At 66.0% G+C, this 11,654-nt stretch carries 14 protein-coding genes; 5 read left to right on the top strand and 9 right to left on the bottom strand.

Going from position 1 to position 11,654, the window contains the following annotated elements:
- Positions 1-7: 7 nt before the first annotated feature.
- Both METFAM1_RS0111530 and rpsU read right to left on the bottom strand, forming a co-directional pair.
- The gene (locus tag METFAM1_RS0111530) at positions 8-463 is read right to left on the bottom strand and encodes a GatB/YqeY domain-containing protein (RefSeq protein ID WP_019915413.1); all 456 of its coding nucleotides are present in this window, start codon (positions 461-463) and stop codon (positions 8-10) included.
- Between the two features lie 112 nt (positions 464-575).
- The gene (rpsU, locus tag METFAM1_RS0111525; protein ID WP_008061479.1) at positions 576-788 is read right to left on the bottom strand and encodes a 30S ribosomal protein S21; all 213 of its coding nucleotides are present in this window, start codon (positions 786-788) and stop codon (positions 576-578) included.
- 129 nt (positions 789-917) lie between these two features.
- Between rpsU and tsaD the strand changes: the two genes are divergently transcribed.
- A complete protein-coding gene (gene tsaD, locus METFAM1_RS0111520) occupies positions 918-1,928 on the top strand; it encodes a tRNA (adenosine(37)-N6)-threonylcarbamoyltransferase complex transferase subunit TsaD (RefSeq protein ID WP_024300654.1) in 1,011 nt (336 codons plus the stop codon).
- Positions 1,929-1,934: 6 nt separating this feature from the next.
- Here tsaD and plsY read toward each other — a convergent pair whose 3' ends face one another.
- A complete protein-coding gene (gene plsY, locus METFAM1_RS0111515) occupies positions 1,935-2,552 on the bottom strand; it encodes a glycerol-3-phosphate 1-O-acyltransferase PlsY (RefSeq protein WP_019915411.1) in 618 nt (205 codons plus the stop codon).
- A gap of 63 nt (positions 2,553-2,615) precedes the next feature.
- Here plsY and folB point away from each other — a divergent pair, with 63 nt between their 5' ends.
- Positions 2,616-2,975: a dihydroneopterin aldolase gene (gene folB, locus METFAM1_RS0111510; RefSeq protein ID WP_019915410.1), complete on the top strand. Its 360-nt coding sequence runs from the start codon at positions 2,616-2,618 to the stop codon at positions 2,973-2,975.
- On the opposite strand, the gene METFAM1_RS0111505 is transcribed toward folB, so the two are convergent.
- Together METFAM1_RS0111505 and METFAM1_RS0111500 are read right to left on the bottom strand one after the other, a co-directional pair.
- Positions 2,914-3,465, bottom strand: a complete 552-nt coding sequence (locus tag METFAM1_RS0111505) for a methylated-DNA--[protein]-cysteine S-methyltransferase (protein ID WP_019915409.1) — start codon at positions 3,463-3,465, stop codon at positions 2,914-2,916. The genes folB and METFAM1_RS0111505 overlap by 62 nt on opposite strands.
- On the bottom strand, positions 3,462-4,043 hold the full coding sequence (locus METFAM1_RS0111500) for a chalcone isomerase family protein (RefSeq protein WP_019915408.1): 582 nt from the start codon (positions 4,041-4,043) through the stop codon (positions 3,462-3,464). Before METFAM1_RS0111500 ends, METFAM1_RS0111505 begins: the two co-directional genes overlap by 4 nt.
- Positions 4,044-4,242: 199 nt before the next feature.
- On the opposite strand from METFAM1_RS0111500, the gene METFAM1_RS0111495 reads away from it, so the two are divergent.
- Complete coding sequence (locus METFAM1_RS0111495) at positions 4,243-5,571, top strand: tetratricopeptide repeat protein (protein WP_019915407.1); 1,329 nt, start codon at positions 4,243-4,245, stop codon at positions 5,569-5,571.
- A 9-nt stretch (positions 5,572-5,580) separates the two neighbouring features.
- Positions 5,581-6,975 carry a FecR family protein gene (locus tag METFAM1_RS0111490; protein ID WP_019915405.1) on the top strand — a complete coding sequence of 465 codons (1,395 nt, stop codon included), beginning with the start codon at positions 5,581-5,583 and terminating at the stop codon, positions 6,973-6,975.
- Between the two features lie 43 nt (positions 6,976-7,018).
- Here the strand turns inward: METFAM1_RS0111490 and METFAM1_RS0111485 are convergent, their stop codons facing one another.
- Positions 7,019-7,615 carry a MarC family protein gene (locus tag METFAM1_RS0111485; protein WP_019915404.1) on the bottom strand — a complete coding sequence of 199 codons (597 nt, stop codon included), beginning with the start codon at positions 7,613-7,615 and terminating at the stop codon, positions 7,019-7,021.
- A 119-nt stretch (positions 7,616-7,734) separates the two neighbouring features.
- Between METFAM1_RS0111485 and METFAM1_RS0111480 the strand changes: the two genes are divergently transcribed.
- On the top strand, positions 7,735-8,685 hold the full coding sequence (locus tag METFAM1_RS0111480) for an IS481 family transposase (RefSeq protein ID WP_019915403.1): 951 nt from the start codon (positions 7,735-7,737) through the stop codon (positions 8,683-8,685).
- A gap of 78 nt (positions 8,686-8,763) precedes the next feature.
- Here the strand turns inward: METFAM1_RS0111480 and METFAM1_RS0111475 are convergent, their stop codons facing one another.
- From METFAM1_RS0111475 to METFAM1_RS0111465, 3 genes are all read right to left on the bottom strand, one after another.
- The gene (locus tag METFAM1_RS0111475; RefSeq protein WP_024300652.1) at positions 8,764-10,020 is read right to left on the bottom strand and encodes a glutamate-5-semialdehyde dehydrogenase; all 1,257 of its coding nucleotides are present in this window, start codon (positions 10,018-10,020) and stop codon (positions 8,764-8,766) included.
- 96 nt (positions 10,021-10,116) lie between these two features.
- A complete protein-coding gene (gene holA, locus METFAM1_RS0111470; protein ID WP_019915401.1) occupies positions 10,117-11,121 on the bottom strand; it encodes a DNA polymerase III subunit delta in 1,005 nt (334 codons plus the stop codon).
- A 5-nt stretch (positions 11,122-11,126) separates the two neighbouring features.
- Positions 11,127-11,651 carry an LPS-assembly lipoprotein LptE gene (locus METFAM1_RS0111465; protein WP_029644349.1) on the bottom strand — a complete coding sequence of 175 codons (525 nt, stop codon included), beginning with the start codon at positions 11,649-11,651 and terminating at the stop codon, positions 11,127-11,129.
- Between the last annotated feature and the right edge of the window lie 3 nt (positions 11,652-11,654).

Below are 11,654 nucleotides of genomic sequence, written 5' to 3'. Positions count from 1 at the left end.
CGGTTGCTCAGCCGGCGTTGCCGCTCAGCGCGGCCTTCACCAGTGCGGACGCCTGCGCCATGTCGGTGCGACCGGCCAACTTCGCCTTCAGCGGACCCATCACCTTGCCCATGTCGGCAGGGCCGGCGGCACCCACCGCTGCGATCACCTCGGCGATGACGGCACGTACTTCGTCCGCGCTCATCTGCTGCGGCATGTAGGCGGTCAGCACTTCGAGTTCGAACTTCTCGGCGTCCGCCAGATCCTGGCGGCCGGCGCTTTCGTACTGGCTGATCGAATCGCGACGCTGCTTCAGCATCTTGTCGATCACCGCCGTGACCTGGGTGTCGTCGAGCGTGATGCGCTCGTCCACTTCCTTCTGCTTGATCGCGGCCAGCAGCAGGCGGATGGTGCCCAGACGCGCGCTGTCTTTAGCGCGCATCGCGGTCTTCATGTCTTCGCTGATCTGTTCCTTCAGGCTCATGGTGTCACTCGCAGCAGCGGTTGAAGGGAAGCAACAAACACAAAAAGCCGAATGCGTCACTGCGCATCCGGCTTTTTGGTTTCAAGCCCTGCAGCCTTGCAGGGCCCGGCGATCAGTACAGCTTCGGCGGCAGGGTCTGGCTGCGCAGCCGCTTGTGGTGCCGCTTCACCGCGGCAGCCAGCTTGCGCTTGCGCTCAGCCGTCGGCTTTTCGTAGAACTCGCGCGAACGCAGTTCGGTCAGCGTGCCAGCCTTTTCGATGGTGCGCTTGAAGCGGCGGATCGCAACTTCAAACGGCTCGTTTTCCTTGACGCGAATACCCGGCATACAAACAGCCCTCAATGGCGCACCCGCTGCTCGATGCAAGCGGATGCATAACGGAAAGCCGGCGAGTATATCTCGGTGCCGGCGATGTGCCAAGTCCGATTTGTGGGGCACGCAAGTACAATGCGTCGCATGTGGATACTTGGCATCGAATCGTCGTGTGACGAAACAGGGCTGGCGTTGTACCACGACCAGCGGGGCCTGGTCGCGCACGCCGTGCACTCGCAGATCGATCTGCACCAGGCGTACGGCGGCGTGGTGCCGGAACTGGCGTCGCGCGATCACGTGCGGCGCATCGTGCCGCTGTATCGCCAGGTGCTGGCCGAAGCCGGCATTGCCGCCGGCGATATCGACGCCATCGCCTACACGGCGGGGCCGGGGTTGGCCGGCGCGCTGCTGGTCGGTGCGGCGTTTGCCGAATCGCTTGCCTTCTCGCTCGGCAAGCCAGCCATCCCCATTCATCACCTGGAAGGGCATCTGCTGTCACCGCTGCTGTCCGCCGACCCGCCGACCTATCCTTTCGTCGCCTTGCTGGTGTCCGGCGGCCACACGCAGCTGATGCGCGTGTCGGCGGTCGGCGATTACGAAATGCTCGGCGAGACGCTGGACGACGCGGCCGGCGAGGCCTTCGACAAGACGGCCAAGCTGCTCGGACTGCCCTATCCGGGCGGACCGCACCTGGCGGCGCTGGCGCAGCAGGGCACGCCGGGACGTCTGAAGCTGCCGCGGCCCATGCTCGGCAGCGGCGATCTCGATTTCAGCTTCTCCGGGCTGAAAACGGCCGTACTGAACGCGGTGAACAAGGGCCTGGACGAGACCGGACGCGCCGATCTGGCGGCCGAGTTCCAGGAAGCGGTGGTCGATGTGCTGGTCGCGAAGTCGCTGGCTGCGCTGCGGCATACCCGGCTGAATCAGCTGGTGGTCGCCGGTGGGGTCGGTGCCAACCGGCGTCTGCGCGCGCGGCTCGACGTCGAACTGGCGCAGCGCAAGGGGCGCGTGTTCTATCCGGAACTGGCCCTGTGCACCGACAACGGCGCGATGATCGCCTTCGCCGGCGCGCAGCGGCTGGCTGCGGGCGTGGCAGCGTCGTCGTCGCAACACGCCATCGCGGTGCGGCCGCGCTGGCCGCTCGACACGCTCTGAGCGGGGTCAGCCCGCGTTCTGGGCCTTCTTGCCGCCGATGCGGCTTTCGGTGCCATTCATCAGCCGGCGGATGTTGTCTGCATGACGCCAGATCAGCAGTCCCGACATCGCAGCCAGCGCGCCGCAGACGATGGCGGATTGCGTGTATAGCAGCCCGCTGATCGGCGCGCTGCAGGCCGCCACGAGCGCCGCCAGCGACGAATAGCGGGTGATCAGCGCAACCGCCAGCCAGATGCCCAATGCAATCAGGCCCACCATCGGCTCGGCAGCCAGCATCACGCCAGCTGCGGTCGCCACACCCTTGCCGCCACGAAAACCCAGCGTGACCGGGAAGACGTGTCCGACGAAGGCTGCCACGCCCGCCAGCAGTGCGGCACTGTCGCCCATGCCCAGCGCGCGCACCAGCCATACCGCGATGCAGCCCTTCAGCGCGTCGCCGATCAGCGTCAGCAGCGCGGCCTTCTTGTTGCCGGAGCGCAGCACGTTGGTGGCGCCGGGATTGCCTGAGCCGTAGGTGCGCGGATCGGCCAGGCCAAACAACCTGCTGCTGACAACGGCGAAGGGGATGCAGCCGAGTGCGTAACCGAGGGCGATCGCGATGGCGATGCTGAAAGCTGAATTCACGATGGGCGACGGGTCGGACGTAGAATCCGGCAATTCTAGTTCGACACGGGCAACTGGGCAGACATGGACTGTATTTTCATCGAAGGCATGAAGGTGACCGCATCGGTCGGCATCTACGCGCGCGAGCGTGCGCACACGCAGCAGCTGGAGATCAGCATGACCTTCGGCGTGCCCGACGCCGCGGCCCAGAACGACGACATCAACGACACGATCGACTACGCCGAAGTGGTCAATCGCATCCGCGCCGAACTGGCGCAGCGCCACTTCAATCTGCTCGAAACGCTGGGCGAGTTCGTCATCAACATGATGCTGAACGACTTCCGCGCGTCATGGGTCAGGATTTCGATCGCCAAGACCGGCATCATGAAGGACGTGCGTCAGGTCGGCGTGACGATAGAGCGGGGGCGTTCGCCGACAGCCTGAATTCGCGCGTCGCGGTCTCGTGTGCGAGCAGCCAGCGCTTGATGCCGGGCAGAAAGCCCTGCGTTGCGTGCGCGAAGCCGCCGAGTGCGCCACCCGCGCCGACGATGCGGTGACAGGGAATCACGACTGGCAGCGGATTTGCGCCGCAGGCCGCGCCGACGGCGCGCGGCGCGGAACCGATCCGTCGCGCCACCTCGCCATAGGTCAGTGTGTCGCCGACCGCGATCTGCTGCATCACCGCCCACACCGCGTTCTGATGTGCGCTGCCGCCGGGAGCCAGCGGCAGATCGAAGCGATGCCGGGCATCGCGCAGGTAGGCGTCGATCTGGCGTGCGGCTTCAGCAGCGAGGGGCGTGCGCGCCGGTTGCGGCGACTGCGGCGGCAGGAACTCGATCAGCGTGAGCGCATCGTCCGCGGTGCGGATACCCAGCGCGAAGCCGGGCGCCGCGACCACCGCGTCCCAGTCGGTTGCGTCGGCATCCTTCATCATTGCGCCTGTCTGGCGCCGAGCAACTGCTGCTTCAGGTCGTCCTGGGTCGGCTTCGGGCCTATCCAGATGGCGAGCAGTGCGCGGTAGAAATCGTCGCCCTCGACGGTCTTGCTGACCTCCTTGCCGTCGATCACGGCACGGGTGCCCCGACCGGGCAGCCATTCGAGGCCGATGCGGCTGCCCTTCTTCACCTCCTGCACCGCCATCAGATCGTCGACGAAAGCGCGGATGCGCGGCTGCATCGCTTCGAATTCCGCTGGCGGCAGGTTTTTCTTCATGCCCTTGACCAGCGGTTCGGTGAATTGCGTTGCGGAAAAGCTCATCAGCGGCACGATCTCGATGCGCTTCGGGCCTGCTGCGCCCATTGCCGCGTCCAGGCTGTCGGCCGGTGCGCCGAGGTAGAGCGCGACGGTATAGGCCTTGATGATGAAGCGCGTGCGCACGCCGGCGCCATTCAGCTGAAGCGTCGAATCAGACAGTCGCGTCGTCGGATCGAAACGCGTGCCTTCGACTTCGATGGCCGTGACGACCGGGGAGAGCATCAACATCGACACGAAACACAATGCGCGCAGATTCATGGGGACTCCGTCGGGTTCGGGTCTCGAATTATCCGGCGGACCGGCACTGATCGTGCTCGCGAGATGTGAGAAATGACGGCTTTCTTCAGGAATCAACCTTAATAAGACCCCGCAAGCTATTGTTTTTCAATCAATGAAATGCAATCATCCGACCGTTACGGTCAGTCAGTTGTCGGTCATGCGACAACAAGGAGGGCGCATGCGCGCACAAAAAAGAACACATCCGCTGCTGTTTGCACTGCTGCTGGGCGCGTCGGTCGCCACGCATGCTCAATCCTTGACCGAACAGGCGGCCGCGCACATCGAGGCCGGGCGCTACGCGGCGGCCTACCAGCTGCTGTCTCCGCAGGAGTCGGAGCGGGCGGGTGATCCGCAGTTCGATCTGTTGCTGGGCATCTCGGCGCTTGAAACGGGGCGGCATACGCTCGCCGTGTTCGCGCTCGAACGCGTGCTCGCCGTGCAGCCGGACAACGCGCGTGCCCGTGCCGAAATCGGCCGCGCCTACCTGGCGCTCGGCGAATCGGTCGGCGCCCGGCGTGAGCTGGAAACGGTGCGCAATCAGAACGTGCCGCCGGAGGTCGCCCGTGCCATCGATCGCCTGCTCTCTGCCATCGACCGCGCCCCCGATACAGGCAAACCGTCCTATTCCGGCTTCATCGAAGCGGCGGTCGGGCGTGATACCAACGTGAACAGCGCGACCTCGCAGAACGCGGTCGCGGTGCCGGGTCTGGGCGCCTTCCTGCTCGACCCCGCCAGCCAGAGCCGCGATGCGTGGTTCGGCGCGCTGTCCGGCGGTGTCAATGCGCGCGTGCCGCTGAATCGCGAATGGGCCTTCCTCGCCGGCGCCACCGGCGCCGCGCGCTTCAACGGCGGCGAGTCACGTTTCGACACCACGGCGCTGGACGGTAACGCCGGTGTGTCGTGGTCGCGTGGTGCGAACCGGATCACCGCCGCGCTGCAGCTCGGCATGTTCGAGGTCGATGACGACAAGTTGCGTGACTACACCGGCGGCTCGCTGCAGTGGCAGCACACGCACGACGCGCGCAACCAGACCACCGTGTTCGCCCAGCAAAGCCGTCTGCGTTACGAAGGCACGAACGACGTGCGCGACGTCAATCGCAACATCTATGGCGTTGGTCACGCGCTGGTGCTGCCGAACGATCGCACAATGCTGTTCGGCAGTTTCTACCTCGGCGCCGAAACCGGGCGCAACGACCTGCCCTCCGGCGTGAACATCGCTGCCAACGACGTGATCGGTTTTCGCGTCGGTGCTCAGCACACGCTGGACGAGCGCTGGATGCTGTTCGGTGCGCTGGCGCACGAAGCGCGCGAGTACAAGAATGTCGACCCGATCTTCGCCCGGGTACGTGACGACAACCTGACCTCGCTGTCGCTGGGCGCGAGTTACGCCTTTGCCAAGCAGTGGCTGCTTACGCCGTCGGTGTCTCTGGTGCGCAACGACTCCAGCATCAACCTCAACGAATACCGTCGCGGCGTCGCCCAGCTCGCCGTGCGCCGCACGTTCTAGGAGAGCGCCATGGCGAAACCCTTCACTCCCGCACGCCTTGCGCTCGCCATCGCACTGGCCTTTCCGCTGCATGCGATGGCCGATACGGCGGCGCGCGTCGAATTCACATCGGGCGACGTGCGCGCGCTGGCAGCCGACGGCAGCAGTCGCGTGCTCGCACGCGGCGCCCAGGTGGGTAGCGGCGACACCGTGGACACCGGCAGCGGTCGCGCCCAGATGCGTTTCACCGACGGCTCGCTGGTGTCGCTGCAGCCGCAGACGCAGTTCCGCATCGACCAGTACGCGTTTGCCGGCAAGCCGACCGAAGACCGTGGCTTCTTCAGCCTGATCAAGGGCGGCCTGCGCACCATCACCGGTCTGGTCGGCAAGGGCAACCGCAGCAACTACAAGCTCACCACCTCGGTCGCTACCATCGGCATCCGCGGCACCGAGTTCTCCGTCGTCTACGGCAACAGCATCAACGTGACGACCGGCGATGGCGCGGTCGATGTCTGCAATGGAGGCGGCTGCCTCACGGTGTCCGATGGGCAGAGCGCCTATGTCGCTGACCAGAGCACGCCGCCTGTCATTACCGAAGTGAAGACCGACCTGCCGCCGCCGCCGCCGTCGAACAGCGGCAACCTGACGCCGCCGCAGGGAGACGACACCTTCCTGGTGTCCGAGAACCGCAGCGAAGGCGGCGGGCTGGACGTGCTGGACGGCTATGCTGGCGGCCTGCAGTCCGGTGACGGCTATTACGTCTATGGCCAGTACGTCGACCAGTACGGTGGCTATGGCGGCGACGTCATGCTGGATTCGGCGACTGCCTCCTTCGAGGGCAATGCGCTGGTGTCGGCGTCGAATTCGAACGGTGACATTCAGGCCTCATCGGTCGCCGAAGCGCATCAGGACGGCATCATCGGCTGGGGACGCTGGACCAGCGGATCGTGTTCCGGCGAGTTCGACTGCGCCGGCGACACACTGCTCGACGTGCATTACATCGCCGGCCGACCGACGCCGGATCTGGCAGCGCTGGGCGGTGCGAGCGGCACCTACTCGCTCAGCGGCTACACCACGCCGACCACGACAGGCGGTGCGAGCGGCGGCGCGGTCAGCGGCTCGATGACTGCTGACTTCTCGGCCTACACGCTCAGTGTCGGCATGAATGTCACGGTCAGTGCCACCACCTTCGGACTGACCGGGTCGGGCAGCATCAACAGCGGCACCGCGGCCTTCTCGGGTTCGTTCTCGAACTGCAGCGGGTGCTCGTTCAGCCCGCCCAGCGGCAGTTTCCACGGCTTCTTTGCCGGTGCAGGGGCCGAGCGCGCCGGCATGGTCTACACCTTCGACAGCGGCATTGGCGGCATCAACAAGGTCAGCGGCGCGGCGGTGTTTACGCAGACCTCGCTCGGCCTGGGCAACTGACGGCATGGCATCCGGCCGCCCCGGGCGGTCGGATGTGCGCCGCTCAGAGTGACCCGGCGAAGCTGCGGATGCCGGTCAGCAGCATTTCGACGGCGACCGCGCACAGCAGCAGACCCATCAGGCGCTCCAGCGCCGACGTTCCGCGCTCGCCAAGACGACGGATCAGCGGTCCGGCCGCCAGCAGCACGCAGGCGGTGACCGCCATCGCCGCACTCATCGCGCCCGTCCAGGTCCAGAACCGTTCCGGTTCGCGCGACACCAGCAGCATCACCATGGCCATGGCCGAGGGCCCGGCGATCAGCGGAATCGCCAGCGGCACGACGAAGGGCTCGCCGCCCGACCACTCGCCGAATACGCCTGCCGGCTGCGGGAAGATCATGCGCAGCGCGATCAGGAACAGCAGTACGCCGCCAGCGATGCCGAGCGAGGTCTGCGACAGCTGAAGTACCCGCATCACCGATTCGCCGGCCCACATGAAGGCGAGCAGCGCCAGCCAGGCGAAAAAGCACTCCCTCAGCACGACACGCTGACGCCGCTCCTTCGGCACGTCCTTCAGCAGCACGGTCATGACCGGTGCGTTGCCGAACGGATCGAACAGCAGCAGGAGCAGGATGCTGGCGGAGAGGAAGCTGTCGGACAATGCTTGGGGGCTAGGGGCTAGGTGTGAAGCTTCAATAGGTTGTTTCGGGTGTTCACCCGGAGAAGTTCTGAGAGACTGGAAATCGCCAAACCCCCAAGCTCTCTCGAACAGGATTCCGGATGAACACCCACAAGAATGCCCGATTGACCTACCTTCGTCGCCTAGAAATGGTGTTGGACATGCTTGAGCGAGGTCTGTCGGCCTCTGATGCGGCGAAGCGTAGCGGCGTCAGCAGTGTCACTGCCCGCAAATGGCTGGGGCGCTACCTGGCCGAAGGTCCGGCTGGACTTGCAGACAAGTCGTCCCGTCCCGCCCGTTCTCCCCGAAGCATTGCCCCAGAAGTCGCGCTGACCATCATCGAGCTGCGCCGCAAACTCTTTCTTCAATCCCGGATCGCCTCCTACACCGGCGTATCCAAAGCAACGGTCAGCCGGGTGCTCCGACGAGCCGGCCTCTCAAGGTTCAGCGATCTGGCCCCGACTGAGTCCATACAGCGCTACGAGCGCCAGACGCCCGGCGAACTGCTCCACATCGACATCAAGAAGTTGGGCCGCTTCACCGCTGTGGGTCATCGAATCACGGCCGATTATCGCAAGCGCACCCGCGGCGTAGGCTGGGAACACTTGTTTGTGGCCATTGACGACCATTCGCGCATTGCTTTCACCGACATGCACCCCGATGAGCGCAAAGACAGCGCCGTGAGCTTCCTGCGAAATGCCGTCGCCTATTACGCAACGCTCGGTGTCACCGTACAGCGCGTGCTCACCGACAACGGACCCGCCTTCCACTCGTTCGCCTTCGCTCAGGCCTGCAACGAGCTGGGGATCAAACACAAGTTCACACGAGCCTATCGGCCACAGACCAATGGCAAGGCCGAGCGCTTCATCCAGTCAGCTCTGCGCGAGTGGGCCTACGGCCATTCCTATCCCAACTCCGACCTGCGCAAAGCCGCTTTGCCTCTCTGGAACCACTTCTACAACTGGCACCGACCTCATCACGGCATCGCTTGCAACGTCCCTATGTCCCGTCTCTCAAATTCGCAGAACAACCTCTTGACTCTTCACAGCTAGGGGCTAGGGGCTAGGGGTCAGGGGTCAGGGGTCAGGGGTCAGGGGTCGACGGGACGGCGTGCCATCCCGTCGCCGGGTTCAGCTGCGCACTTGACCGTCGCCGAGCACCACCCACTTCTGACTGGTCAGCCCATCCAGACCGACCGGGCCGCGGGCGTGGATCTTGTCGGTCGAAATGCCGATCTCGGCACCGAGCCCGTATTCGAAGCCGTCGGCGAAGCGGGTCGAGGCGTTGATCATGACCGAGGCCGAGTCCACCTCGCGGATGAAGCGCATCGCCCGCGTGTGGTTCTCGGTCACGATGGCGTCCGTGTGCTGCGAACTCCAGCGGTTGATGTGCTCGATTGCGTCGTCCAGCGTATCGACGATGCGCACGGCGAGAATGGGGGCGAGGTATTCAGTCGCCCAATCCTCGTCGGTCGCCGCCTTCATCGCCGGCACCAGCGCGCGCGTGCGCTCGCAGCCGCGCAGTTCGACGCCCTTGCCAAGGTAGATGTCAGCCAGACGGCCGAGCACGCGCGGCGCCGCGGCGACATGCACCAGCAGCGTTTCCATCGTGTTGCAGGTGCCGTAGCGATGGGTCTTGGCGTTGTCGGCGATGCGCACCGCCTTGTCGTCGTCGGCGAACTCGTCGATGTAGACGTGGCAGTTGCCGTCGAGGTGCTTGATCACCGGTACCTTGGCTTCGCGCGAGATGCGCTCGATCAGGCCCTTGCCGCCGCGCGGCACGATCACGTCGACGAACTGCGGCATCGTGATCAGTGCACCGACCGCCGCGCGGTCGGTGGTGCCGACCACCTGTACTCCGGCTTCCGGCAGACCCGCAGAGACCAGACCTTCGCGCACGCAGGCGGCGACCGCCTGGTTGCAGCGCGCAGCTTCTGAGCCGCCGCGCAGGATGGCGGCGTTGCCGCTCTTCAGACACAGCGCGGCTGCGTCCGCGGTCACGTTCGGCCGCGCTTCGTAGATGATGCCGATCACGCCCAGCGGTACCCGCATCTTGCCCACCGTGATGCCGGTCGGCCGGCGCTTGAAGTCGGTCATTTCGCCGACCGGGTCGGGCAGCGCAGCGACCTGTTCCAGGCCCTGGGCCATCGCCTCGACGCCCTTGGCGGTCAGCGTCAGCCGGTCGATCATCGCCGCGTCCAGGCCGTTGGCGCGTGCCGCGTCGACGTCGGCCGCGTTGGCTTCGAGCAGCTGCGGTGCGCGCTCGCGCAGCAGTGCGGCGATGCGGATCAGCGCGTCGTTCTTGGCGGCGGTGGAAGCCTGCGACACGATGCGCGAGGCGGCGCGGGCCTGGCGGCCCAGCGTGTTCATGTAGTCCTGGATGTCCATCTTGATTCCCGAAATGCCCGAGCCGCGCACCTTATGGAAACGGCGGCCAAACACGGATGAAAGCAGAAAGCGCGGCGACTTGCCAGTCGGCCACGCTCAGCGTGCGCACAGGCGCAGCGCGATCTGCAGGAACTCGTCCCACACGTCGCCACGCGCCACGCCCTTGATCATGCGGTCCAGTCGCGCGGCCTGCATCAGTGCGGTGCGGGTGGCGGCTGAGGACAGGCGCTGCAGCGCCCGCTTGTACGGCGACTGGCGGGCGCCGAAGATGCGTGCCGCGGCCAGCGCGTCGTCGGCGTTGCGGCCCGCATCCATTTCGGCACGCGCGGTCGCCAGCACACGCAGTTCGGCGACGATGATCCACAGCACCAGTGGAGCGGCCACGCCCTCGGCGCGCAGGCCGTCGAGCAGGCGGCTGGCGCGCGCGGCGTCGCCGGCGAGCAATGCCTGACGCAGGTCATCGACGTCGTAACGGGCGACGTCCATCACCGCGTTGCGCACTTGCTCCAGCGTCAGTTCGCCCGGCGGATGCAGCAGCGCGAGCTTCATCACTTCCTGATTGGCCGCCAGCAGATTGCCTTCGACGTGGCCGGCCATGAACTCCAGCGCTTCCGGTGTCGCGCTCTGCTGCTGACGGGCGAGACGGCCGGCCAGCCAGGCTGGCAGGCGGGCCAGTCCGGGGGCGTTCAGTTCCAGCTCCATGCCGGATTCGATCAGTGCGGCGAACCAGCTGCTCTTCTTCGCCTTCCAGTCCATCAGCGGCAGCGTCACCAGCGTGATGGTGCCGGCCGGCGGGTTGGCGGCGTAGCGGGCCAGTGCGTCGCTGCCTTCGCGCCCCGGCTTGCCGGTCGGAATGCGCAGGTCGATCAGCTTGTCGCCGCCGAACAGCGACATATTGCCGGCCGCTTCGGCCAGCGCAGACCACTTGAAGTACTGCGTCACCACCAGCACCTCGCGCTCGCTGAAACCGCGCGCGCGGGCGGCGGCGCGGATGGCGTCCGCCGCCTCGATCACCAGCAGCGGCTCGTCGCCGTGCAGCACGTAGAGCGGCGCGAGCGTGCCCTTCAGGTGGGCGTCGAGCTGTTCGGCGCGCAGCTGCATCGCGCTCAGGCGGGTTTGCGCTTGATCGCCTGCAGGCGGCGCAGCAGTTGCTGGATCAGGTCGGACTGCATTTCGTCGTACAGCACCTGTTCTTCCTGCTGCTTGGCCAGCATTTCGGTATCGCTGTAGGTCAGGTCGCGGCGCAGTTCGATCGACGACACCGGCGCGATCTCGACATTGTTGCGATCGCGCACGCGGAACGAGAAGCGCTGGCGCAGTTGATATTCACGCACGCGGCCGGCCGAGTTCAGGCTCAGGATGACTTTTTCGACCTTGTTCTCGGTGATGTCGACGATCGCGTCGGCGGCTGACGGTTCGTCCGCCACCTGGGTCGAACTCTGTGTCTGTATCGCGCGGCGGATCTGCGTGGTCAGCTCCGTGTTGCTGCGGCTGCCGTTGATGTACAGCGTCTGGAAAGGCAGATCGCGCACGCCGCGCAGGTGGAAACCGCAGGCGGCCAGCGGCAGCGCGGCGGCGACGGCCAGCAGCAGGCTGCGGCGGGACGGGTTGGCGGGGGCGCTCACGGGCATCTC

It is taken from the genome of Methyloversatilis discipulorum (assembly GCF_000527135.1).
In the GTDB taxonomy this organism is placed as follows: Bacteria; Pseudomonadota; Gammaproteobacteria; order Burkholderiales; family Rhodocyclaceae; genus Methyloversatilis; species Methyloversatilis discipulorum.
Note: the sequence above shows the minus strand (reverse complement) of the source record. Positions and strands in the feature narration are given on the sequence as shown.